Origin of the sequence: Micromonospora saelicesensis (assembly GCF_900091575.1) — a bacterium.
Classification (GTDB): Bacteria; Actinomycetota; Actinomycetes; order Mycobacteriales; family Micromonosporaceae; genus Micromonospora; species Micromonospora saelicesensis.
Genome location: NZ_FMCR01000001.1, coordinates 1641785 through 1664885 on the forward strand (window position 1 = coordinate 1641785; position 23101 = coordinate 1664885).

The 23101-nt window shown below is 70.1% G+C and carries 20 protein-coding genes and 1 rRNA gene; 11 read left to right on the forward strand and 10 right to left on the reverse strand.

Going from position 1 to position 23101, the window contains the following annotated elements; all coding sequences use genetic code 11:
* Nucleotides 1–209 precede the first annotated feature (209 nt).
* Nucleotides 210–932 carry an SDR family NAD(P)-dependent oxidoreductase gene (locus GA0070561_RS07770; RefSeq protein WP_244166084.1) on the forward strand — a complete coding sequence of 241 codons (723 nt, stop codon included), beginning with the start codon at nucleotides 210–212 and terminating at the stop codon, nucleotides 930–932.
* A 93-nt stretch (nucleotides 933–1025) separates the two neighbouring features.
* Here GA0070561_RS07770 and GA0070561_RS07775 read toward each other — a convergent pair whose 3' ends face one another.
* A complete protein-coding gene (locus GA0070561_RS07775) occupies nucleotides 1026–4256 on the reverse strand; it encodes a S8 family peptidase (protein WP_167362344.1) in 3231 nt (1076 codons plus the stop codon).
* A gap of 181 nt (nucleotides 4257–4437) precedes the next feature.
* On the opposite strand from GA0070561_RS07775, the gene GA0070561_RS07780 reads away from it, so the two are divergent.
* The 3 genes from GA0070561_RS07780 (at nucleotide 4438) to GA0070561_RS07790 (ending at nucleotide 7515) form a co-directional block, all read left to right on the forward strand.
* Entirely contained in the window at nucleotides 4438–4938 is a 501-nt protein-coding gene (locus GA0070561_RS07780) for a sigma-70 family RNA polymerase sigma factor (RefSeq protein ID WP_091396991.1), read from the forward strand.
* A complete protein-coding gene (locus GA0070561_RS07785) occupies nucleotides 4931–5620 on the forward strand; it encodes an RICIN domain-containing protein (protein WP_091396994.1) in 690 nt (229 codons plus the stop codon). The genes GA0070561_RS07780 and GA0070561_RS07785 overlap by 8 nt, the downstream gene beginning before the upstream one ends.
* A 230-nt stretch (nucleotides 5621–5850) precedes the next feature.
* A complete protein-coding gene (locus GA0070561_RS07790; protein ID WP_244166085.1) occupies nucleotides 5851–7515 on the forward strand; it encodes a glucuronyl esterase domain-containing protein in 1665 nt (554 codons plus the stop codon).
* 70 nt (nucleotides 7516–7585) lie between these two features.
* On the opposite strand, the gene GA0070561_RS07795 is transcribed toward GA0070561_RS07790, so the two are convergent.
* Nucleotides 7586–8248, reverse strand: a complete 663-nt coding sequence (locus tag GA0070561_RS07795; RefSeq protein ID WP_091397000.1) for a type 1 periplasmic-binding domain-containing protein — start codon at nucleotides 8246–8248, stop codon at nucleotides 7586–7588.
* A gap of 121 nt (nucleotides 8249–8369) precedes the next feature.
* Between GA0070561_RS07795 and GA0070561_RS07800 the strand changes: the two genes are divergently transcribed.
* The 3 genes from GA0070561_RS07800 (at nucleotide 8370) to GA0070561_RS07810 (ending at nucleotide 12934) form a co-directional block, all read left to right on the forward strand.
* Complete coding sequence (locus GA0070561_RS07800; RefSeq protein ID WP_244166086.1) at nucleotides 8370–9647, forward strand: HupE/UreJ family protein; 1278 nt, start codon at nucleotides 8370–8372, stop codon at nucleotides 9645–9647.
* 144 nt (nucleotides 9648–9791) lie between these two features.
* A complete protein-coding gene (locus tag GA0070561_RS07805) occupies nucleotides 9792–11765 on the forward strand; it encodes a purple acid phosphatase family protein (protein WP_091397006.1) in 1974 nt (657 codons plus the stop codon).
* An 89-nt stretch (nucleotides 11766–11854) separates the two neighbouring features.
* Nucleotides 11855–12934: a WxL protein peptidoglycan domain-containing protein gene (locus tag GA0070561_RS07810; protein ID WP_091397010.1), complete on the forward strand. Its 1080-nt coding sequence runs from the start codon at nucleotides 11855–11857 to the stop codon at nucleotides 12932–12934.
* Nucleotides 12935–12946: 12 nt separating this feature from the next.
* Here GA0070561_RS07810 and GA0070561_RS07815 read toward each other — a convergent pair whose 3' ends face one another.
* Nucleotides 12947–13645 carry a YoaK family protein gene (locus GA0070561_RS07815; protein WP_091397013.1) on the reverse strand — a complete coding sequence of 233 codons (699 nt, stop codon included), beginning with the start codon at nucleotides 13643–13645 and terminating at the stop codon, nucleotides 12947–12949.
* A gap of 236 nt (nucleotides 13646–13881) precedes the next feature.
* Between GA0070561_RS07815 and GA0070561_RS07820 the strand changes: the two genes are divergently transcribed.
* Entirely contained in the window at nucleotides 13882–14853 is a 972-nt protein-coding gene (locus tag GA0070561_RS07820) for a quinone oxidoreductase family protein (protein WP_208603693.1), read from the forward strand.
* A gap of 4 nt (nucleotides 14854–14857) precedes the next feature.
* Here GA0070561_RS07820 and GA0070561_RS07825 read toward each other — a convergent pair whose 3' ends face one another.
* The 5 genes from GA0070561_RS07825 to GA0070561_RS07845 all read right to left on the reverse strand — a co-directional run bounded on the left by GA0070561_RS07825 (nucleotide 14858) and on the right by GA0070561_RS07845 (nucleotide 19103).
* Entirely contained in the window at nucleotides 14858–15448 is a 591-nt protein-coding gene (locus tag GA0070561_RS07825; RefSeq protein WP_091397019.1) for an HAD family hydrolase, read from the reverse strand.
* A 16-nt stretch (nucleotides 15449–15464) separates the two neighbouring features.
* Nucleotides 15465–16721, reverse strand: coding sequence for an RNA polymerase sigma factor (locus GA0070561_RS07830; protein ID WP_091397022.1), 1257 nt, complete (start codon nucleotides 16719–16721; stop codon nucleotides 15465–15467).
* Nucleotides 16722–16723: 2 nt separating this feature from the next.
* Nucleotides 16724–17071 (reverse strand): YciI family protein, encoded by a 348-nt coding sequence (locus GA0070561_RS07835; RefSeq protein ID WP_091397592.1) that lies wholly within the window; start codon nucleotides 17069–17071, stop codon nucleotides 16724–16726.
* 129 nt (nucleotides 17072–17200) lie between these two features.
* Nucleotides 17201–18385, reverse strand: coding sequence for a low temperature requirement protein A (locus GA0070561_RS07840; protein ID WP_208603694.1), 1185 nt, complete (start codon nucleotides 18383–18385; stop codon nucleotides 17201–17203).
* Between the two features lie 58 nt (nucleotides 18386–18443).
* The gene (locus GA0070561_RS07845; RefSeq protein ID WP_141710332.1) at nucleotides 18444–19103 is read right to left on the reverse strand and encodes a winged helix-turn-helix transcriptional regulator; all 660 of its coding nucleotides are present in this window, start codon (nucleotides 19101–19103) and stop codon (nucleotides 18444–18446) included.
* A 72-nt stretch (nucleotides 19104–19175) separates the two neighbouring features.
* Here GA0070561_RS07845 and GA0070561_RS07850 point away from each other — a divergent pair, with 72 nt between their 5' ends.
* Nucleotides 19176–19898, forward strand: a complete 723-nt coding sequence (locus GA0070561_RS07850) for a hypothetical protein (RefSeq protein WP_091397035.1) — start codon at nucleotides 19176–19178, stop codon at nucleotides 19896–19898.
* 57 nt (nucleotides 19899–19955) lie between these two features.
* Here GA0070561_RS07850 and trpS read toward each other — a convergent pair whose 3' ends face one another.
* Complete coding sequence (gene trpS, locus GA0070561_RS07855) at nucleotides 19956–21014, reverse strand: tryptophan--tRNA ligase (protein WP_091397038.1); 1059 nt, start codon at nucleotides 21012–21014, stop codon at nucleotides 19956–19958.
* Nucleotides 21015–21282: 268 nt separating this feature from the next.
* Nucleotides 21283–21753: a PRC-barrel domain-containing protein gene (locus GA0070561_RS07860; protein WP_091397041.1), complete on the reverse strand. Its 471-nt coding sequence runs from the start codon at nucleotides 21751–21753 to the stop codon at nucleotides 21283–21285.
* 169 nt (nucleotides 21754–21922) lie between these two features.
* Here GA0070561_RS07860 and GA0070561_RS07865 point away from each other — a divergent pair, with 169 nt between their 5' ends.
* Complete coding sequence (locus GA0070561_RS07865) at nucleotides 21923–22177, forward strand: SCO4848 family membrane protein (protein ID WP_091397045.1); 255 nt, start codon at nucleotides 21923–21925, stop codon at nucleotides 22175–22177.
* A 776-nt stretch (nucleotides 22178–22953) separates the two neighbouring features.
* A 16S ribosomal RNA gene (locus GA0070561_RS07870) occupies nucleotides 22954–23101 on the forward strand; the annotation flags it as partial.

Genomic DNA, 23101 nt, shown 5'->3' on the forward strand with positions numbered 1-23101 from the left:
AATCAGAGGGTTTGGCCGCTAAGAGCGCCCAGCCGAGGAGATGCCGCACCCTGCGAGAGCGCCACCTGTGAGTGTCGTTACTTTGTCGAACGTTCCAGAAACGGCTAGCGTTCCGTCTCACCAAGAGCCCTGCGGGCCCCGTGGCGGCTCACCAGTCGAAGTGGATGTGAGACGAGATGTCTGGACGGTTGGAAGCAAAGGTGCTGGTCGTGACCGGCGGCACGCAGGGCATGGGCCTGGCGTTCGCCCAGCGGGCGGCCACGGAAGGGGCCCGCGTCGTCATCGGCGCCCGGGACAAGGACCGCGGCGAGGAGGTCGCCGCGCAGATCAGGAACGGGGGCGGCAGCGCCCTCTTCGTGCCCACCGACGTGACGGTCGAGGAGGACATGGCGCGGCTCGTCGACGCCGCGGTGACGGAGTACGGGCGGCTGGACGGCGCGTTCAACAACGCTGGCGGTGGCCCGATGGCCAGCGTGCGCGAGACCGACAGCGACAACTGGCACCGGTCCCTCGCCCTCAACCTGACGAGCGTCTTCTACGGCCTCAAGTACGAACTTCCGGCGATCATCGCCTCCGGCGGTGGCGCGATCGTCAACAACGCCTCGGTCTCCGGCGTCAAGGGCGACGGGACCCAGGCCGCCTACAACGCGGCGAAGCACGGGGTCATCGGTCTGACGCGCTCGGCGGCACTCGACGTGGCGCGCTCCGGTGTGCGGGTGAATGCCCTGGTCACCGGCCTGATCGACACCCCGCTCTGGCAGGGCGTGGTCAGCCAGGCCCCGGAGATCGCGGAGCGTTACCTCTCGGCGCAGCCGACCGGACGAGCCGGCACCTCCGACGAGGTCGCCGCGCTCACCGCGTTCCTGCTCAGTGACGAGGCCACCTTCATCAGCGGCGCGTCCATCGCCATCGACGGTGCCCTCACCGCCTGAGGCACCGAGACACCGACGCACCGAGGCACCGAGGCATTGAGGTCCGGTCCGGGGCGGCGGCTCTCCAGCAGCCGCCCCGGACCGGGTAGTGCGTCAGGCGATCCGGTAGGCCCGCTGGATCGTCTGCGTGACCGTGCTGCCGGCGGTGTCGGTGGCGGTCAGTCGCAGCGAGACGAATCCGGCCCGTCGTGGATGACTGATCAGCGCGACGTTCCGGATCACCGGCAGGGCGACCCAGGTCCGGCCGTCGTCGAACGACGCGGACACGGCGAGCGTCCGGTTGGGCGCGGCCTTCGAGCCGGCCTGCCGGTCCAGCGCCACCGGGATCGTCATGATCCGGCCGGTCCGTGCCGTGTTGGTGTCGTCGAGCACGGGCGTCGGGCGAGCCGTGGTCAGAGGCAACCGCTCCGGCGACGTGGTGTGCGCCGAGGTGAAGGTCCAGGCCACCGAGACCGACGTCGACAGGATGTCCGGTGCGCCTCGGGTGGCGGTCGCCTCCAGCCGGTAGGTGGCCTTCCCGGCGGGCACCGCGAACTCGGCCCACGCGCTGTCCGAGGTGCCGATCTCCTTACCGTCGCGCAGCAGTCGGAACCGCACCGGCTGGTCGTCGCGGCTCGCGGGGCGACCGGTCGCGTCGCCGAACAGGGGCACCGACGCGATCGAGATGGTGTCGCCGTCGCGGCCCGCGTACCCCAGTGGTGACAGGGTCGGCGCCTGGGTCACGGACGGCCCGAAGGGCGCCGCGTTCCAGGTCTGGGTGTACGTACGCCCCGACCTGAAGGTCGAATCCTGCGCGGTGAGGTTGTCCCCCTCGACGAACGTGGACGTCCAGACGATGCCACCGTCGGTGTTGTAGTACTCGGTGCCCTTGAACGGCAGGTCGACAGGCGTGTTCGATCCGATCGGGCCCGCGCCTCCGGGCGCCGACGCGCGGTGGAACCTGGTGGCCGTCGCCGTCGTGGACTGGCTGCGGTAGGTCGTCTTGACAGTGGCCAGGTTCTTCGGTGACAGCTTCCTGGTCAGGCCGGTGAACATGTCGCCCTTGCCGACGTACGCCAGGTCGTAGGTGTAGGGGCTGTTCCGGAAGGTGCCGTCCCTGCCCGGCCGGGCGAGCCCGACGCCCAGCGTCGCGGTGAACTCGGGTGCCGCGACGGCGGGTCCGAGCCGGCCGAAGAAGACGTCAGTGACTGACACTCCGCTGAGTTGGACGCCCGGGTAGCGCAGGCCGTCGTCCCAGTTGGCGCTCACGTTGATCGAGATCGGCGCGGCGTCGTGCTGCGGCACCGTCAACGCGACAGGCTTGGCGTTGCGGGCGTCGACCGCCTCGGTGACTGGGCCGCGTACGTCCAGGACCGGCTGCGCGAGCAGGGTCGACACCGCACCCTCGTGGATGGTGCTGTACAACGCGTACCGACCCTTGGGCAGCCGCAGGATGCCGCCGCCCGGTGTCCCGGGGAGGGTGCTGAACTCGCCGGTGGTCAGGTTCGCCGCCACTGTCGTGTACTCGGTGGCCGGCTTGCCGTCACGTCCGGTGTGGTCGAGCCGTACGTCGTAGCTCTCGATCTCACGGTTCAACACGAAGGGCGTGCGTACCCGCAGGTCGCCGGCGCCGGTCGCGGTCAGCGCGCCCTGGTAGACGCCGTCCGGGGCGTCCACTCGGGTGTCCACCGTGATCGTCGCCTCGGCGCGGCCACCGGCCGGCACCACCAGCGTGGCCGGGCTGACGGTGAGCATGCCCGCGGGGGCCGGGGCGATGGCCAGCGTCAGGGTGACCGGCGCGGTGCCCGTGTTGCGGTAGCCGACGACCTGGGTGATCGGGCTGTCGTCGGCGTGCGGCCAGCGCTGCACCGGAAAGTCGATGGCGGCGATGTCGGTGGCGACCGGCTGGGCGACAGCGCGGGCGATGTCCACCCGGCCGGCGCCCTGCTCGTAGATGGTGTCCTCACCGGTCGGCTTGGCCGAGTCCATCAGGGCGGCCTTGAGCTGCGGGCCGGTCCAGTCCGGGTGCTGCCCGGCGAGAATCGCGGCGGTGCCGGCCACGTGCGGGGTCGCCATCGACGTACCCGACATGGTGGCGTAGTCGCCGCCGGGGGCGGCGGCCACGATGTCGACGCCCGGCGCGCTGATCTCGGGCTTGATGTGGTTGTCGCCGACGCGCGGGCCGCGGCTGGAGAAGTAGGCCCGCTGGTCGTCGGCGTCTACGGCGGCGACGGCGAGAGCGTCGTCGGCGGAGGCCGGCGAGGAGACCGACTTCGGCTTCCCCTCGTTGCCGGCCGCGACCACGAAGAGGGTGCCGTACTGGTGGCTCAGCTCCTGGACCGCGGTCTCCAGCGGGTCGAGGCCGGGTGCGTCGTCGCCGCCCACGCTCAGGTTGACCACCCGGGCCTGCGGCGCGAGCCACTGCATTCCGGTGATGATGTCCGAGTCCTGGCATTCGGTGGTGGCGCAGACCTTGCCGACGAGCAGCTTCGCCCCCGGCGCGACCCCGCGATACCTTCCGCCGGAGGCCGCGCCGCTACCGACGATCGTCGATGCGACGTGGGTACCGTGGCCGACCGAGTCGCCGGGGTCGTTGCCGCCGGTGAAGTCCCGGACCTCGGTGAGGTGGCCGGCGAAGTCGGGGTGGCCGGCGTCGATCCCGGTGTCCAGCACGCCGACGGTGACGCCGGTGCCGTCGAACCCGGCCTGCCACGCCGCCGGAGCGCCGATCTGCGGCACGCTGCGATCGAGGGAGACCGTGCGCTTGCCGTCGAGCCAGATGTGGCTGACCCCCGTGGTGAGGGTGCGCGCGGACGGCGTACCTCGGGTCAGCGACGTCCAGAGGGTCACCCGGTCGTCCCGGTCCGCCCGGACCGCGAGCGCGTGCGCGGCCGGGAGGTCGGCCCGCACCCGCCCGGCACCCCCGGTGGTCGCGGTCCGTGCCCGCGCCGCCATGTTCTCGGGGTACGCGACCAGCAGCGGCAACTCGGCTGCCCGGTCGTCGTAGCCGAACTCACCGAGCGCGCTGAGGTCGAAGAGGCGTCGGTCCAGCCGCCCGTCCCGCACCAGCGGCATCGCGTCCACCGGGATGACGTACTGGTGACCGTCCTCCCGGCTGCTCAAAAACCGCATGCCGGCCCGACCCGGCCCGCGCTGGATCTGTGGGCGCCCGGCCGCGTCCAGCGAAACCCGGTCCCCGGTGATCAGGGTGAAGGTCCCGTGGGTGCCGGGGACCGTGGCCGTCGGCTTCTCCTGCGCGTTCGCCGGTTGGGCGGTCAGGCTCGCCGCAACCAGCGCGGTCGCGAGTACGCCGGCTGTCAGGGCGCGTCGTTGCCGTCGTCGCACATCGTCCTCTCCGCCACGGGCGTCTCCCGGGTCGGCACGATGACGCCTGACCAGGTCGTTAGGTTGATCACCCTGGTGTGACACAGGCCACAATCCCGCCCCGCGCCGACGTGACCCGTCCACCCTTGCGAGTTCCATGCGGCGGTGACCAGGGGACGAGGCATGGGAGGGCACCGGTCGGATGCGTGACGCCGAAGAGTTCGACGCCCTCTACGCGGCCTGTGCGGGTCGGGTCGTGGGTCACGTGTACGCGCTCACCGGCAACCGCGCCGAGGCGGAGGACGCCGTCGCCGAGGCGTTCATGCGGGCCTGGCAGCGGTGGGCGACGGTGCGGGAGACGGACAGTCCGGAGGCGTGGGTCCGCCGGGTGGCCTCCCGGATCGCGGTGAGCAGCTGGCGCAAGGCGTTCAACCGGGTACGCGCGCACCGCCGGGCCGCGGTCGACCAGGGCGTGCCCGGACTGAACGAGGACCACGTCGCGCTGTTGCAGGCGCTGCAACGGTTGAGCGCCAACGAGCGGCGGGCGGTTGTGCTGCACCATCTCAACGACCTCAGCGTCGCGGAGGTGGCAGCCGAGATGCAGGCCCCCGTCGGAACCGTGAAGACGTACCTCGCCCGTGGTCGGAGAGCGATGGCCGGGTTGCTGACCGATGCGCACCAGGAGGAGACCTCCCATGGCTGATCCGCGCGACGATCTCACCGCGATCGTGGACGAGGTCCGGCGAGTCACCATCCTGCCGGAGGCACAGACGTTGCGGCACCGCAGCGACCGGCGTCGGCGGCGTCGGACGGCCGTCGGCGCAGCGGGGCTGGCCGTGGTGGCCCTCGCCGCTGGCACCGCCCTGGTGCAGGTGCGGAACAACGTCGAGACGCCCGGTGTCGGACCGGCCACCCCTGTCGCACCGCCAGTGGTCCCGTCCGCGACCGCCTCGGCGGGGCCGCAGGAGATCCTCGGCGGCCGGCGGCAGGTCCAGATCGTGCTGCCCGGCATGCGCGGGGCCACGTTGGCGATCGACAGTGACGGCGATCAGGTGCGGGCCACCACCGAACAGGGCGTCGACGATCGGGCGCTGTGGGTGTTGCGCCCCGAGGGCGACAGGTACCGGATCGTCCTGGCGTCCGGTGCCGACGCGATCTGCATGACCGCCGTGCACGACACCGCGCCGGGCAGCGTACGCGGCCGGGCGTGTGATGCCGCCGCCTCGACGCAGCTCTTCCGGATCGATCAGGTGCCTGATGGCAGCTACTCGATCTTCCAGGGCAAGCGTTACGTCCAGGTGGTCGACGGCACCAACGCCCTGGTCCCCGACCTGCCCGAGGGCCTGACCACCACGTACGAGTTCCTGGACCGCGGGCCGCGATGAGCGGTTTCGACAGCCGGCCACGATCGTGCCGTCGGTGCTCGGCGCGGACGTGATGCCGGCCGTCGAGCCGGCCGTTGGCGTCGAAAGGTTTCGATACAACGGGCCCGAAACTTTCGGAAAAACATTGACATCTTGCGATGAGCCGCCTCAGGCTTGACGTGGCTGGCAATCGTGATCATCGATCTCGCTTCGTCCCTTCCTGTAACCACCACCTCGGAAGGAGACCCCTAGTGACCATCCCCTCGGGCCGTTCCAGGACCCGGTTCCCGGTCGTCGTGCTGGCGCTGGCAGCGCTCACGGTCGCCGGATCGGTATCGGTAGTGACACGAACGACGAACGCTCAAGCCGCCGTAGGCACGCTGGCCGCGGCAGTGGAGGACGAGGGCGCCGACTGCGCGGTGTCCGGTCTGCCTGACCTGGGCTCGCTGCCCACCAACGCCAAGCTTCCCGACCCCTTCAAGAAGCTGAACGGGACGACCATCACCGCCAGGTCCGACTGGCGCTGCCGGCGGGCGGAGATCAAGGAGCTTGCCGAGAAGTTCGTCTTCGGCGAAAAGCCCGCCAAGCCCGCGACGGTCACGGGGACGGTGTCCAACAGCAGCATCACCGTCAACGTGACACACAACGGCAGGAGCTCCACCTTCTCCGCGCGGGTCGAGTTGCCGAGCGGCACCGGTCCGTTCCCGGCCGTCGTGGTCGTCGGCGGGTTCGGCGCGGACACGGCCACCATCAAGGCCGCCGGCGCTGCCGTGATCAGTTACGACCCACTGGCGGTCGGCCGCGAGGGCACTCCCCGGAACAACAAGCAGGGCGCGTTCTACAGCATCTACGGCTCATCGAGCAGCACCGGACTGCTCGCCGCCTGGGGGTGGGGCGTCAGTCGGATCATCGACGTCATCGAGCAGTCCGACGGCAGGATCCTCAAGGCGGACGCGATGGGCGTCACCGGTTGCTCCCGTTACGGCAAGGGTGCCTTCGCGATCGGTGTGTTCGACCAGCGCATCGCCCTGACCATGCCGATCGAATCGGGCAGCGCCGGCGTCCCCATCTTCCGGGGCATCCCGGGTGAGGGCGCGCAGAGCCTGAGCAGCGCGTACGGGGAGCAACCCTGGCTGGGTGACGCGTTCGGCTCCTTCACCGGCAGCCCGAACCGGCTCCCGGTGGACACCCACGAGATGGTCGCCATGGTGGCACCGCGCGGACTGTTCATCATGGACAACCCGCACATCGCCAACCTCGGCCCCCGGTCGGCGAGCGTCGCGGCCCTGGGCGGCGCCGAGGTCTACAAGGCGCTCGGCGTCGGCGACAACATCACCTACTGGTCCGACGTGCAGGACGGCAGCCACTGCGCCAACCGCCCCGAGTGGCGTACCCCGCTGCAGAACAACATCCGCAAGTTCCTGCTGAAGACGGGCAACGAGCCGGGTGTGATCCGGATTTCCAGTAGGGCGCTCGGCCGGTTGGCCGACTGGCGGGACTGGCCGACCCCGGTCCTGGCTGACGGCCCGACCACCCCGCCGCCGACCACGCCGCCCCCGACCACCCCGCCGCCGACCACGCCGCCCCCGACCACGCCGCCGCCGACCACGCCGCCTCCGACCGGTGGTGGCTGTGCGGCGACGGTGTCGGTCAACCAGTGGACGGGCGGTTTCGTCGCCACGGTGCGGGTGAGCGCCGGCACCGCGCCGGTCAACGGTTGGACGGTCACCATGACTCTGCCGTCGGGTGCCAGCATCACCAGCATCTGGAGCGCCAACCGGAGCGGCAGCACCGGGACCGTTCAGTTCACCAATGTCGCCTACAACGGCGCCATCGCGGCCGGGCAGTCGACCGAGTTCGGTTACCAGGGCAGCGGCACCGGTGCGGGGATGACTCCCACCTGTTCCGCCGGGTGACCCGCAGGCCCGGTGCGGAGGTGCACCGCCTCCGCGCCGGGTCGCGCGGCTGCGCGGCGGAGCCCGAGCGTCAGAGCCAGACCACGAGCCCGGTCAGGTCGTTGAGGACAGCGGCCACGCCCGCCCGGACGGCCGCCGCGCACCGGTCCGCGGTGAACGAGTTCGGGTCGTACGTCGAGGACATCCCGAGCCCTTCGCCACGGAACGACGCGCCGTCCCAGTCGACCGCTGTGACGTTGTGGGTGGGCTCGGCGAGTTCCGCGCCGACCACGAGGAACTTCTCGTCCAGGTGGTTCGGGGTGACCAGTGCGAGCCCGTCGATGAGGTCGTTGCCCGCGCTGACGATGAGGTCCGGGCCCATCTCCATCGCCTTGGCGATGCTGGGAACGGTGTCGTGCGCATTGCCGACGACGATCGTCCTCAGGTCGACGTGCTCGTCGTCGGCCCACTCCTTCACCGCCGTCACGAGGGCCTTGGTCGGGTTGTCCGCACCGCTGGTCAACAGGACGACCCGGTAGTCCTTCGGCGGGTGGACGTCGGCCCACGAGCCGGGCTGCGGGGTGATGGTCGCCTCCGGCGCCGGCTTCGTGGAGGGGTCGACGAACCCCGGGCCGAGAGCGCCGATGGCGCTGGGCGTCGGACGTGGCTCGGACCAGTCGTCGCTGGAGTTGCAGGCGGTGACCAGCGCGGCGGTCGCGGCCAGCATGGCAACGGCCCGAAGCGGGGGGCGCAAGGTGATCGTCCTCCGGGTGGTGGCGGAAAGTGCGCGTACTTCTTCGTATTCCTATCTCAATTCCGGCCACCGGTAATCGGTGGGCGGTCGTTCGGGGAAGTTGTTCTCCGGCGGTTCGTCGGTGCGCGGGTTGGTGTTCACCCACGGCATGCAACGTGCACTGGCCAACCGAGGGAGTCGAATGTCAGGCCGCATCCGCCGTACCGTTATCGTCGCCGCTGTCGGGTTCGCCGCAGCGGTGGTTCCGTTTCTGGGAGCCGAACCGGCGTCAGCGCACGGCTTCTCGTCGACTGTGTACGCGAAAATTGTGGCGGGAGATGAGGGTCACATTCGAACCGAGGTGGAGCTCGAATACGACCTCCTCGTCGTGTCCGCCGCGGATGCCGGCGACGACGACCCGCTCTTCCAGGCGGGAACCGCCGCGTTCGAGGCGGGCGACACCACCGCCCAGGCCGCCGCCCTGAAGGGTCACGCGTCGGCGGTTCTCGGGTACGTCTCCGACCGGTTCTCGGTGAGTTCCCGGGGTGCGGCCTGCCGGCCGACCCAGGTGGGTGACGCGACGATCGGCGAGCGCGAGGGCGTGCCGTACGCGGACCTGCTGCTCGACTGGACCTGTCCGGAGCGGGTCGACGAGCACGTGGTGCGCAGCGGCCTCTTCCCGGATGGCGAGGGCTACGTCAAGGGCACGAAGACGATCGTCACCTACGAGATCGACGGCCGTTCGGGCAGCGCGGCGCTCGACGCCGCCAACCCGTCCTTCTCGACCGCGCAGGCCTGGTACGAGCGGTTCGGCGAGTTCTTCCTCCTGGGCGCCGAGCATCTGCTGACCGGGATCGACCACATCCTGTTCCTGCTGGCGCTCATCGCCGGGTCTCGGCGGCTTCGGGAGATCGTGCTCGCGGCCACCAGCTTCACCCTGGCGCACTCGGTGACGTTCATGCTCGCCGCGCTCGGCCTGGTCGAGGTGCCGGGGGTGATCGTGGAGCCGATCATCGCGTTGTCGATCGCCGTCGTCGCCGGTTGGCACCTGTGGGGGATCTGGCGGCGTGGTGAGCACGCCGCCGACCTGGAGACGGCCGGGCGCGGGCACTTCAGCCTGGATCGGGCCGGCTGGACCCGCCTCGGCGTGGTGTTCTGCTTCGGCCTCGTGCACGGCCTTGGCTTCGCGGGCGCGCTGGGTATCGACGAGGCGTGGTCGTGGACGCTGCTGTGGTCGCTGCTGGTATTCAACGTCGGCATCGAGGTCGTTCAGTTGACGATTATCGCTGCCGTCTTCCCGCTGCTGTTCGTGCTGCGCCGCCATGCGCCGAAAGCCGGCCTCTGGGCGACCGGGGCTGTTTCCGCAGCCGTGTCCATTATGGGGTTGATCTGGTTTGTGCAGCGCATTTCTGGATCATGAGTAGGGCTAAGTAGTTCGTGAAGTGCAGTCTCTCGCAAGATCACGTTCATGGTCGGTTCATCGGGCGGCGAAAGCGTGGAATTGCTTCCCCAGCGTCGGGTGAAGGCACAATCCATTTCTCTATTTGAAAAGGGAACAATGTCGATGACATTGAGCACCTCGACACGGGCCTCCGCGCTCGTGCGGCGGCGCCTGGTCGCCGGGGTCGCAGCCGGGTTCCTCGGTTTGGGCGCGGCCCTCGGCAGTGGCCTGATGGCCACCGCGAGCGCGGCCGAGCCCACCACGATCACCGGTGTGGTCCTCGGCGTCGGCGCCAACGAGACCCAGCGCATCGTGAGCTGGTACTCCTCCGCCGACACCGCGCAGAAGATCCAGCTCGCCCCGACCGCCGAGATCGTCAACGGCGAATTCCCGGCCGGCGCGGTCAGCTTCGACGCCGTCGGTGCGGCGAACACCTCCACCACCGGCTTCAACCGGCACGCCACGATCAGCAACCTGCGTGAGAAGACGGCGTACTCGTACCGGGTCGGCGCCGAGGGCAGCTGGTCCCCGGCGTACGCCTTCAAGACGCAGGACTTCGAGGGCGACTACGACTTCCTGTTCTTCGGCGACCCGCAGATCGGCTCCTCCGGTGACCGGCTGAAGGACCAGGCCGGCTGGGAGGACACCCTGAAGGTCGCCACCGCGGCCAACCCGAACGCCGAGCTGCTGGTCTCCGCCGGCGACCACGTCGAGAGCGCCAACGACGAGGGTCAGTGGACCTCGTTCCTGGCCCCCGACCAGCTGCGTCAGATCCCCCTCGTCGCCACCATCGGTAACCACGACGTCGGCGGCAAGTCGTACGAGCAGCACCACTTCACCCCGAACACCGACCGCTCGTCTGCGTACTACAACGGGGACCAGGCGACCCGGTCCGGCGGCGACTACTGGTTCATCCACAAGGATGTGCTGTTCATCGACCTGAACAGCAACAGCTACGCCAACCCGGCGGACGGCTCCGCCGGTGGCGACGCTGCGCACGTCGCGTACGTCACCGACGTCATCAACAAGCACGGCTCCGAGGCCAAGTGGAAGGTGCTGGTCTACCACCACTCCATCTACTCGCCGGCCAGCCACGCGACCGACACCGACAACAAGCAGCGGCGCGAAGACTTCACCACCGCGTTCTCCAACCTCGGCGTCGACATGGTCCTGCAGGGCCACGACCACAGCTACTCGCGCAGCTACTCCATCAAGAACGGCCAGAAGGAGAACCCGGCTGAGAAGCCGGGCGCTGCCGACGTGTTCCCCGGCCCGGGTGGCGTCATCTACGTGACGGCCAACTCGGCCTCCGGCTCGAAGTACTACGACATCAAGAAGCCGGACGCCACCGGCACCGGCATCCGTGGCAACGGCCCGGACCCGCTGGATGCGAACAAGTACTGGTACAACTCCGTGCAGAACCAGGAGCACGTGCGCAGCTACGTCAAGGTGCAGGTTCGCGGCGACAAGCTGGTTCTCGCGAACGTTCGCAGCGGCACCTGCGCGGCGCCGAACGCGGCCGTCGAGAAGGGCCTGTCCTGCGTCAACACCCCGGACGGTCAGCCGGTCGGCTCGATCGTCGACAACGTGACGGTGCACCCGTTCCACGGTGACGGCCAGGCCATCCAGGTCAACGTGCCGAACCCGGCTCCGGGCGAGTTCGGCTGGACGATCGACGGCTACAACGGTCTGGTCGACCTGGGTACCGCGCAGGAGCGCAACGGCACCTACTTCCAGGCCAACGGCAAGATCAACCCGATCCTCGTGTCGGACAGCCGCCGCTCGCTCGCCCCGTGGTCGATCTCGGCCAACGTCGGCGACTTCCAGGACGCCGACAAGAAGTTCTCCGGCTCCTACCTCGGTTGGGCCCCGTACGTGCTCGACGCCGGCGCGGGCGCCGAGGCCGGTGCCCCGGTCCTGTCGTCCCTCGACGACCAGGGCAAGGGCCTCTCGGTCTCCAGCGCGCTCGCCGCGGCCGCGCAGGGGCACCCGCGTGGCGGCGCCAAGCTCGGCGCTGACCTGGATCTGAAGATCCCGGACAGCATCGCGAAGGGCAGCTACCGCACCACCCTCACGATCACTGCCTTGAGCAGCTGACCGGACTGTTCCATTCGGCGGGGTAGGCACCTTCGGGGCCTACCCCGCCCCCGGTTCACCCACTACCAAGATCACCACAAGGACTTGAGATGCAACCGTCCGTAACTCGCTGGAAGACCACGACCGCCGCACGCCTCCGTACGACAGCACTGTCCCTGCTCGCCGTCGTCGCGGCCGTCGGTGTCGGCGCCGGTCCCGCCCTGGCGGCGGACGGTAACGTCGCCTGGACAGTCCGGACGGCCTCCAACGGCTACGGCGAGGCCCGGTCCAGCTACAGCTACAACGTCAATCCGGGCGGTGCCGCCGAGGACGCCATGGTCGTGGCCAACCGCGGCCCGGCGCCGCTGACCCTCTCCGTGTACGCGGCCGACGGCTTCACCACCGACGCCGGCCAGCTCGACCTGCTCACCAGGGACAAGAAGTCGATCGCGATCGGCGCCTGGGTGAAGCCGAACGCCGGCAGCGTCGTCATCCAGCCCGGAAAGACCGCCCAGGTCCCCTTCAAGGTCAGCGTTCCGGAGAACGCCACGCCCGGGGACTACGTCGGTGGCATCCTCACCACGCTGACCCAGGCCGACCAGGCTGAGGGGATCAACGTCGACCGGCGCCTCGGTATCCGGATCAAGTTGCGGGTGGGCGGCGAGCTGAAGCCGAACCTCGCGATCGAGAACCTCCACGTCACGTACGCCGGACCGACCAACCCGTTCAGCAAGGGTGACGCCACCATCACCTACAAGGTCCACAACGTCGGCAACGCGGCCCTGTCCGGTAAGCAGGCGGTGACCGTTTCGGGCCCGTTCGGCCTGCTGCGGGTGCGGGCCGAGGATGTCGCCGCGCCGCCGGAGCTGCTTCCGGGTGAGAGCTGGGACGTGAGGGTGCCCGTACACGGGGTGGCTCCCGCCATCTCGCTGGCCGCGACCGCGACAGTGACACCCCTGCTCACCGACGCCTCGGGCTCCACCACCTCGCTCAAGCCGGTCCAGGTCACCGCGCACGGCTGGGCCCTGCCCTGGACGCTGGTGCTGGTGCTCGTCGTGCTGATCGCCGTGCTCGTCGGGGCGTACCTCTACCGACGCCGCAACCGGGCGCAGAGCAGGGCGCGCGAGGACGCCCGCGTCCGCGACGCCGTCGAGCAGGCACTTCGCGGCCCGGAGCCGCAGACCTCCTGATCGCGGCTCCGGTCAACTCGGCTGGCTTCGGCCGGCGGCGGTTCTCGCCCGCTGGGTCAGGCCGATCGCGAACGCGATCACGGCGACCACCAGCACCGCTGCCGGCAGGGATGCCCAGTTCGGGGCCGTACGCAGCACCACCGTGCCGAGCGCGGCGCCGACCACCAGCCCGGCCAGCCTGCCGACGCCACCCACGTCGGCGAACCGGTGCGGGTCGACGACGCGACGCCGGACCAACTCGGTCAGCGAGCCGGTCAGGTAGGTGGTCGACGCACCCCGTACGCCGGCGGCCACGGTGATCACGCTCTGGATGCCGCTCGACACGGCCGCCATCGCCAGCAGCACGAGCCCGAAGCCGTACCCGGGACGTGCCGAGCAGGCAAACCAGCCCACTGTGAAGCCGAGCAGCAGCACCGCCTCGACCGACGTCACCACAGCGGTACGGCGGTTCCAACCCGGCGGGGTGTGGCGCAACGGCACCGTGGCAGCGGCCACGCCCACCGCGTACCCGCCGACCGCCACCACCGCCCCCGAGAGAGAGCGGGTGTCGGCCGTGGCGAGCGCGTGGCCGGAGTGCACCAGGTTGCCGGTGATCACGCTGGCGAAGTAGCCGTCGAGCTTGGTCAGACAGATCACGTCGAGGCAACCGGAGGCCGTGGTCAGTGCCACCAGGAGCCAGGCCGTGGCCCGCGTCGACGGAGCGTGCACCATGCCCCTTCCATCGGTCCGGCGGCCAGCGCGACGCGCCCGGTCCTCCACGTCGAACGCACCCGCGCTCTTGCTCGGCGCGGTACGCGGACATTCCCGTGCCCGCCCCGGCTACGCCCGGCCAGGCCCACCGAGCGCGGGCGTTCGCCCTTGTGGGTGAACGACGCTCGGCTCCGAACCACGCCTGTTCCCGAGCCGGCATGCTGCGACGGTGACGCCGGCACGGAGAGGGAATCCACATGGTTGACGGGGATGTGCCAGAGCGGATGCAGGCTGCGGCCTTGGACGAGTTCGGCGGGCCGGAGGTGATCACCCTGCGGAAGCTGCCGATCCCGCAGGTCGCCGACGACGAGGTGCTGATCAAGGTCTTGAGCGCGGGTGTCGGGGTGTGGGACGCGTACGAGCGCGAGGGTGTGCTGGTGCCGGAGGGCTCGGCGCTCCCGATCGTGCCCGGCTCCGACGGCGCCGGAACCGTCATCGCGGCCGGCAGCAAGGTGACCAGCCTGGCGGTGGGCGACCTGGTTTACGTCTCCGCCACCGCTCGGCCGAAGGGCGGCTTCTACGCCGAGTACGCGTCGGTCAAGGCGGAGTACGCGGCGAAGGTGCCCGATGGTGTGCCCGCCGAGCACGCCGGCGCCATGCCCACCGATGCGCTGACCGCGCTGGCCGGGCTGGACACCGTCAGCCTGTCGGCCGGCGCCTGGTTGCTGATCTTCGGTGCGAGCGGCGGTCAGGGTCACCTGGCAGTGCAGTTGGCGAAGCGGCAGGGGCTGAACGTGATCGCCGTGGCATCCGGGGCGGACGGCGTCGCGTTGGTGACCCGGCTCGGCGCCGACGTGTCCCTCGACGGCCACGGCGACATGACCGACGTGCTGGCCCGGATCCGGGACGCGGCGCCGGGCGGGGTGAACGCCATCCTGGCGATGGCCGGCGGCGCGACGCTGGACCGGCTCACCGAGGCGCTGGCCGACGGCGGGGTGGTCGCGTTCGCCCACGGGGTGCGGCCGGAGCCGCAGGAGCGGCCGGGCGTCATGGTCCGCGCGTACGACGGCGAATCGAGCCCTCGACAGTTGCAGCGCCTCAACGAACTCATCGAGGCCGGGCCGTTCGTGGTGCACGTCGCGGAGAAGTTCCCGCTGGGCAAGGTGCGGGACGCGCACCAGCGCCTACAGACGTCCTACTCCGGGAAGCTCCTGCTGACGGTCGCCTGAGACGTCAGGGCGTGCGCTGTTGCGGCACGCGTACCGAAGCCATGCCGGCCGCCGTCGCGGCCTGGATGCCCAGGTCGGTGTCCTCGAAGACCAGGCAGGACTCCGGGGGTACGCCGAGCTGCTCCGCCGCGAGCAGAAACGCCTGCGGGTCGGGCTTGGCCCGGGTGTAGTCGTCGGCGCAGACCAGCACGTCGAACCGGTCCAGCAGGCCGAGCGCGTCCAGGGAGGCGGTGACCGACGCGCGGGTGCTGCCGGAGACGACGGCGAACGGGACCCGCCGGTGCGCGTCGTGGATGTGCGCCAGCACCTCGGGCACGGCGGCGAGCTGCGGCAGCAACTCCTGGTAGTAGCTCTCCCGGCGCTCGACGACGGCCGCCACCGGCATGGCCAGACCCTGCTGCTCGTTCAGCGCGACGATGATGTCGGCGGTGGGCCGCCCACCCCAGGCGTAGAAGAGGTCCTCGGGGAACTCGCAGCCCCACTCCTCAAGGGCCCGCTGCCAGGCCAGGTAGTGCAGCGGCATCGAGTCGACGATGGTGCCGTCGCAGTCGAACAGGTACGCGGCGAACGGCCCGGGAGGCAGAGGCAGACTCACCCGGGAAGGGTACAGCTCACTCGGTCGTGACGGCTCTCAGCTGGCTGAGCAGGTACGCGCGCTCCGGTTCGGTGCCGACCAGCGTCAACGCGCTGCGGTACGCGGCAGCGGCCTCGTCGTACCGGCCGAGCCGGCGCAGCAGGTCGGCCCGCGCCGCCGGATAGGGGTGGTGGCCGCGCAGCCGAGGCTCGTCGGCCAGCTCGTCCAGCAGCGCGAGCCCCGCCGCCGGCCCGTCGCGCATGGCGACCGCGGCGGCCCGGTTGAGCGCCACGATCGGTGAGGGCACCAGGCCGAGCAGCACGTCGTAGAGCGCCACCACCTGCGGCCAGTCGGTGCTGGCCACGTCGGCGGCCTCGTCGTGCAGCGCGGCGATGGCGGCCTGCACGCCGTACGGGCCGGGCGCTCGGCCGGTCAGCGCGATCACCACCAGGCCGCGCCCCTCCTCGGTCATGGGACGGTCCCAGCGTCCACGGTCCTGGTCGTCGAGAAGGATCATGGCGCCGTCCGGTCCGGTACGCGCGTCCCGTCGGGCGTGGACCAGCAGCATCAGGCCGAGCAGCCCGGCGACCTCCCGCTCGGCCGGCAGCAGCCGACGCAGGATCCGGCCCAGCCGGATGGCCTCCTCGGACAGGTCGATCCGTTGCAGATCCGGGCCGGAGCTGGCCGCGTACCCCTCGGTGAAGACCGAGTAGACGGCCTGGAGCACCGTGGGCAGACGACCGGGCAACTCGTCGGGGCCGGGCACCCGGAACGGGATGCGTGCGTCGCGGATCTTGCGTTTGGCGCGGACGAGCCGTTGGGCCATGGTGGCGGGCGGCACCAGGAAGGCCCGCGCGACCTCGGTGGTCGTGAGGCCGGCCAGGAACCGCAGGGTGAGCGCGCCGCGATCCTGTGCGGCCAGCGCCGGGTGCGCACAGGTGAAGAAGAGCGCCAACCGGTCGTCGGGCAGGTCGCGATCCGCGTCGGCGGGCGGCGCGTGATCGGCCCGCTCTGCCTCCGCCTGCAGGACGGCGAGCCGGGTCGCCAGCACCCGGTCCCGACGCAGCCGGTCCACAGCCCGACGCCGAGCCGTGGTGAGCAGCCAGGCGCCCGGCCGGCTCGGGACGCCGTCGGTCGGCCAGTGCGTCAGCGCCGCCTCGATGGCCTCGGAAGTCACCTCCTCGGCCAGGTCGAGGTCGCCGAAGCGGCGCACGAGCGAGGCGAGCAGCCGGCCGCGTTCCTCTCGGAACACCGCCTCCACCGACGACCCGACGGCTGCCCCCTCGCCCTGCACGGTCAGACCTGCACGTCGAGCTCGAAGATCGGACGGACCTGAACCGATCCCGTGCCGATGGCTCCGGGGCTGCGGGCCGCCCAGTCCAGCGCGGCGTCGAGGTCCGGCACGTCGATGACGTCGTACCCGCCGAGCAACTCGCGGGTCTCGGCGAACGGCCCGTCGGTGATCGTGCGCTCGCCGTCCGGGCCGACCTGCACGGTGGTGCAGGTGGTCAGATCCTGCAAGGGGTGCCCGGAGACCCAGACCCCGGCGTCCTTCATCTCCCGGTCGTAGCGGATCCAGTCCTCGAAGCTGCACCCGTTGTCGACGACCTCCCCGTCAACCATGGGGCTCATGAACAGCAGCATGTACTTCACGTTTCGGCTCCTCTCGGTGCGGCGTGTCGCCGTACAGCATGACGACGAACGCGGGCCGCTGTTATCGACACCGCGCGTCAGGTTTTCCGTGGCCGGGCTGCACCGAGGGCACGGCGGTGCTCAGGAGGGGCCCGGCTGTGCCACCTCGGGTCGTTCGTCGCGTCGGTCCATCCGTCGCTCGAACCAGGTCACCCCGATCAGGAAGGCGGTCAGCACTGTGAGCGCCGTCAGCGGCGGCAGAGATCGGCCGATCGGCAGCAGGGCCAGCGGCAGCAGCGCGGCGACGACCTGCGTCGGATACACCGCGCCAACGGTCAGTCGGCGGAAGACCAACCTGCTGAGCAGGTAGAGGGCGGCACCGCCGTAGAGCGCGACCGCGGCCTCCCAGCCCAGCCGGCCGGGGTGCGCCGACTCCTCGGTGAGGTGGGCGATCACCTCCTCGATGCCGAGCGCGACGTAGATGGCGCCGATGATCAGCGGGGAGTGCCCGATGCCGTACGCGTCGCCGGCCACGCTGGCCCGGCGCTCACCCGGCACGTCGCTGACGGCCTTCCGCGCGGCGGGGGCCAGCCGGTCGAAGTAGAGCCACCACAGGCAGACCGTGCTGGTGAGGCCGAGCAGCGCGGCCAGCACGGCCGCACCGACCGGTGCCATCGTCCGTGGCCCTTCGCCGGCCGAGATCAACGACTCGCCCAGCGCGATGATGAGCACCAGGCCGAACCGCTCGGTGAAGTGGTCCACGCTGCCCAGTTGCCACGGCCGGAAGGCGGACGCGATCCGCGCGCCGCCGATGTCCACCAGCAACGCGGCGGTCCAGAGCGCCGTCTGGGCCGCGCCGCCGAGCAGCGCGCCGACGATCAGCGGAAGCCACGCCAGGATCACCGGCACGCTGAAGAAGCGCAGCGTCGAACGCAGTGCCGGGTTCGTCGCGCTCACCCAGAACAAGATCGCCAGCTGCACCGCCCGGCCGACCACGTAGGCCAGGGCGAGGGTGAGCGGCGCGTCGAGTAACCCCGGGCTCTGCTTCCACGCGTCCGGCAACACCAGCGCGGCCACGAAGATCGCCGCCATCGCGACCAGGGTGGCCGCGCGGACCAGGCCGATGTCCGGCCGGACCAGGTTCCCCACCCAGGTGTACGGGCCCCAGGAGTAGAGCAGCAGCAACAGCAGGAGTAACCCCTGGGCCAGGGTGAGCGCGCTCGGCGACCCCGCCATGAACGTGATGACCCGGGTGAGCGCGAAGACGAAGACCAGATCGAAGAAGATCTCGAACATCGTGGTCCGGTGCGTCGTTCCCAACGGCACCGGACAAATGTCGAAAATCCGCCTCATTCTCGCATTCTGCGCTATATCGATCGGCGGTTCATCCGATCCACTCGCCCGGCGCCGCTCCGAAGAGCAGGAAGAACCGCTCGGCCGCCCCGGTGTCGCCCTGCACCTCGATTTCGCCCGCGGAGACCGCCGACCGCAGCGGCGTGCCGCCGAACATCAGCTCCCGCAGCACTCTCACCGTGCCGGTGACCGTGACGTCGACCTGGCCCGAACGACCACGGGCCACGCTGATCCCCTTGGGCGACACTCCCACCTCGAAGGCGTCGGTGCCCACCTGCAACCGGAGTCGAGCGGTCACCGGCGCGCTGGTCGGTGGTCGATAGAGGGCCTTGAGCAACAGCATGAACGCGTCAGTGCTCATCTCGACGTCCGGCTCCGCGGGCAGGCCGGCGCCCCACCGCGACAGCTCGATCAGTGTCGGCTCCAGTTGCTGACCGCGCTCGGTCAGCTCGTACGCGTGCACGCTGGCTGGCGGCCCGAGCTGCACCCGCCGGACGATGCCGGACTGCTCCAGCTCCCGCAGTCGCTGGCTGAGCACGTTCTGGCTGGCCTTCGGCAGGCCGGCCCGCAGATCGCCGAAACGCTTCGGGCCGAACACCAGCTCTCGGACGATCAACAGAGCCCAGCGCTCGCCGACGATGTCCATCGTGCGCGCCGCCCCGCAGGCGTCCTGGTAAGTCCGCTGAGTCACATCGCCATCGTAGTCGGCGTCCACCGAGCAGTGCTAACGTCGGACCGTCTAGTCCTAACTTAGGAGCAAGCTATGGATGCACTGCTCGCCAAGGTGATCGAGCGCCACGGCGGCCTCGATCGCTGGAACACCGCGTCGACCCTCACCACCCGGCTCACCTACGGCGGCCCGTTCTGGGCGTTCAAGGGCCGCCCCGACTTCGACAGCACCGAACTGGTCGAGGCCGACCTGCACCGGGAACGGATCCGCCACGTCCAGGAGGGCACCGGCCAGATCACCGAGTACGACAGCGACACCGACCGGGTCACCGTCACCGCAGCCGACGGCAGCCTGATCGACGAGTTGACGAACCCCCGGTCCAGCTTCGCCGGTCACACCCAGGAGAGCCAGTGGACGCTCGCCCAGGCGGCCTACTTCCGTGGTTACGCCACCTGGCACTACCTCGTCGAGCCGTTCCTGTTCACCTGGCCGGGCGTCGAGGCGCACGAGATCGAGCCCTGGAAGGAGAACGGCGAGTCGTGGCGCGTACTGCGCGTCACGTTCCCCGAGAGCGTGCACACCCACACCGACACCCAGCTGTACTACTTCGACGACAGCGGGCTGCTGCGGCGCATGGACTACCAGCCGGTGGTCAACGGCTCCTCCCCGGTCGCGCACTACGTGAGCGGGGCGACCGAGGTCGACGGGCTGGTCGTGCCGACGCGACGCCGGATCCACATCCGCCAGGAGGACCGCACCCCGGACCTCTCCTGGACGCCGATCACCCTGGACCTGGCTGACGTCCGGATCCGCTGAGACCCCGAAGGTGTCGCAGCGGACCCGACGTCACGTCGCCGACCGGACGCCCCGGCCTCAGGTCGAGGCGTCCGTCCGGCGCCGGCTCCGCTCGGCCCGCCGCCGCACCTGCTGGTACGCGCCGGTCAGCCCCATCGCCCGGCGTACCTCGAGCACCGTCTGACGTACCTCCTGGCGGGTCCGCTCGGTGCCCTCGACGATCAGTCGGTCGACGAGGCCCCGGTCGGCTTCGATCTCGGCCCGGCGCTGCCGGATCGGCGCCAGGAACCCCTCCAGCGCGACGATCAGTCGTTCCTTGACCTCCACGTCACCCACCCGCCCGGCCCGGTACCGCCGGGCCAGGTCGGTCACCTCGTCGCGGTCCTGGTTGAAGACCTCGTGGTACGCGAACACCGGGTTGCCTTCCACAGTGCCCGGCACGTCGGCCCGCACCCGGTTCGGGTCGGTGTACATGCCGAGCACCTTGCGACGCACCGTCGCCGCGTCGTCGGAGAGCGCGATCGAGTTGCCCCGGCTCTTGCTCATCTTGGCGGCGCCGTCGGTCCCCACCAGGCTCGGTGTGTCCGCCGGGATCAACTCGGGCACCGGGAAGACGGGGCCGTACAGGTGGTTGAACCGCCGGGCGATCTCCCTGGTCACCTCGACGTGTGCGGCGTTGTCCCGGCCAACCGGAACCACCTCCCCCTTGACGCAGAGGATGTCCGCGGCCTGGAGCACCGGATAACCCAGCAGCCCGTACGGCATCTCCTCCTTGCCGGCGTCGCGGGCCATGTCCTTGAGCGAGGGCACACGTTCCAGCCGGGGCACGGTCACCAGGTTCTGGAGGAGGGTGTTGAGGTCGCCGACCTCGGGGATGGCCGACTGGAGGTAGAAGGTGGCACGGTCCGGGTCGACGCCGGCGGCGAGGATGTCGGTCACCATCTCGCGGGCGTTGCCGGCGACCTGGTCGATGTCCTCCCGGCGGTTGCGGGTGGTGAGCATGTGCAGGTCGGCGATGATGAAGAAGCTCTCGTAGCGCCGGTGCAGCCGTACCCGGTTGGCGATGCTGCCGACGTAGTGGCCGAGGTGCAGGCGGCCGGTGGGCCGGTCGCCGGTGAGCATTCGTGCGACGGACATGGTGGTGCCTCTCGTTCCGTTGGTGGGTCACGCGTGGGCGCGCGCCGAGCAGGGCTGGCTCAGCCCTGCTCGGTCAGCGGGATCGACTCAGCGAGTCGCCCGCCATCGCGCGCCGGCGCGAAACCGCAGACCACCGGCACGGAGGACGTTCAGAAGTTGCTCACGGCCATCGCCGGAGCTGGTCGGGATCTCGGGCACGGCACCGAGGAAGCGGCCGTCGACCAGGTCGACCGCCTCGGATGCGCAGTTGCCCGTCCGGACCACGGCCTCAGATTACCCGCGGGATGGCACCGGGAGGGGGAAGGTAGCTGTCGGCGTAGTAGGCGCCGACGCGTTCCCGGTACTCGTGGTCGGCCGAATCCGGATCGAACGGTGGGGCGTCCTTGATCTGCTGACGGGTCCGGTCGACGTGCACGACGCGTTCCTGGTGATCCACCCGGTCGACCGTCCCGGCCGGCAGCAACACCTTCTGGCCGAAGATCCACGGCCCCGTGTCCACCACCAGGTGCCCGGCGTCCGCATCGTCGCTCGTCTCATCGATGGTGCCGATGCGCCCGTCGCTCGCCTGCACCTGATAACCCACCAGGTCGACGGGGGTGCCCGGGCCGGGAGCATCCGGGCCGTCGTGCCCATCCTCCTGACCCTCCGGAGGGGTGACCGAGGGGGTGGTCTGGGTATACCCGCCGGCCAAGGCGGATGGATCACGCCAGGCCCAGGGGTTGAAGATCGAGGGTTGCATGGGGCACCTCCAGGGGACGGTCCTCAGCTGTCCCCCTTCGCAGTGCCCATCCCGCTGACGCCGGAAACAGCCTGCGCTCTGCGCGGCGGTGCTCCTGCCCAGGTGTGGCAGGGCGTTCGGGTCCGCGTCGCCGGCCCGCTGAACAGGTGCGCTGGCATACTCGGCTGCCATGGTGCTGTCGCGAGGGTGGAGTCTCTTCCTGGTCGGGGTCGGCGTCTGGACCTGGGTGATCTGGCCGAGGTTCGCGGTGGCCATCTGGCAGGACCCGCGGTCCTGGGCGTCCGGCACGGTGGCCGACGGCGCAGCCACCAGCTTCCTGTGGGTGCACGCGCTGTTGATCGCCGCGTCCCTCGCAATCGGCACCACCGCCGGCGTCCTCGGTGTCCGGGCCTGGCTCGCCGCCCGGCGGCGGCAGCCGTCCTGATCACCGCCCGCTCCTGCGGATCAGGCCGAATCGGCGCCCGAACCGCTGTCAGCCGCCGAGCCCTGGTTGCTGCCGGACGGGCCTGACCGAGCGCCGGTTGCTGCCGGAGGGGCTTGACCTGGGGAAACCGGTCGGACGCGCGAATGTGACGCGCGCCGCCACCCGTGGATTTGACGATCAAACCCGCAGACGCGTAACTTTCTCTCTGCCAGCGCGGAACGGGGCAAACGGGACGAAGGTCCTGGAGCACCGAAACGAGATGGCAACCGGGTCAAGCAGGGGTTCGCTCCTGGGAGACGCGGTCCGGGCGGGGCTTGCCGGATCGGCCGCGAGGCGGATTTGGTGCGGCGAAGCCGACCGGGTAAGGTTCACGACCGGCAGGGAACCGGGCGAGACTGCGGGAAACCGCAGCGGCCGGTCTGCTGAATCCGACGACCTGACGCAGCGGTTCGCTGCTGCGTGAGTGCGCCGGCGCTGACCCGTACGAAGCATGACAGACCGGGACACACGGTTTGACACAGCGAAGACGGTGAGGTAACGTAGTAAAAGTGCCCGGCGCGAGAGCGACGGGGACGCGGTACGAAAAGCCCCGGTTGGGGTTCCACTGAGGTGGGGCTTCTGGTCGGTGTGTGGTTGTTCTTTGAGAACTCAACAGGGTGCTTGTAAAGCCAGTGCCAATTATGATTTATACCCCGGACTGGTCAGGCTTTTGTCTGGCTGGTTGGGATTCCTTTGGCAACATTTGTTTGTTGTCAGGATGCTGTTCAACTAATTTTTTGTTGGAGAGTTTGATCCTGGCTCAGGACGAACGCTGGCGGCGTGCTTAACACATGCAAGTCGAGCGGAAAGGCCCTTCGGGGTACTCGAGCGGCGAACGGGTGAGTAACACGTGAGCAACCTGCCCCAAGCTTTGGGATAACCCTC

Bases quoted from the DNA above. Each gene is read 5' to 3' on its own strand.
- GA0070561_RS07780 (WP_091396991.1), top strand. From the start codon at position 4,438: ATGCGTGACGCCGAAGAGTTCGACGCCCTCTACGCGGCCTGTGCGGGT.
- GA0070561_RS07785 (WP_091396994.1), top strand. From the start codon at position 4,931: ATGGCTGATCCGCGCGACGATCTCACCGCGATCGTGGACGAGGTCCGG.
- GA0070561_RS07805 (WP_091397006.1), top strand. From the start codon at position 9,792: ATGACATTGAGCACCTCGACACGGGCCTCCGCGCTCGTGCGGCGGCGC.
- GA0070561_RS07810 (WP_091397010.1), top strand. From the start codon at position 11,855: ATGCAACCGTCCGTAACTCGCTGGAAGACCACGACCGCCGCACGCCTC.
- GA0070561_RS07815 (WP_091397013.1), bottom strand. From the start codon at position 13,645: ATGGTGCACGCTCCGTCGACGCGGGCCACGGCCTGGCTCCTGGTGGCA.
- GA0070561_RS07820 (WP_208603693.1), top strand. From the start codon at position 13,882: ATGGTTGACGGGGATGTGCCAGAGCGGATGCAGGCTGCGGCCTTGGAC.
- GA0070561_RS07835 (WP_091397592.1), bottom strand. From the start codon at position 17,071: ATGCTGCTGTTCATGAGCCCCATGGTTGACGGGGAGGTCGTCGACAAC.
- GA0070561_RS07850 (WP_091397035.1), top strand. From the start codon at position 19,176: ATGGATGCACTGCTCGCCAAGGTGATCGAGCGCCACGGCGGCCTCGAT.
- trpS (WP_091397038.1), bottom strand. From the start codon at position 21,014: ATGTCCGTCGCACGAATGCTCACCGGCGACCGGCCCACCGGCCGCCTG.
- GA0070561_RS07860 (WP_091397041.1), bottom strand. From the start codon at position 21,753: ATGCAACCCTCGATCTTCAACCCCTGGGCCTGGCGTGATCCATCCGCC.
- GA0070561_RS07865 (WP_091397045.1), top strand. From the start codon at position 21,923: ATGGTGCTGTCGCGAGGGTGGAGTCTCTTCCTGGTCGGGGTCGGCGTC.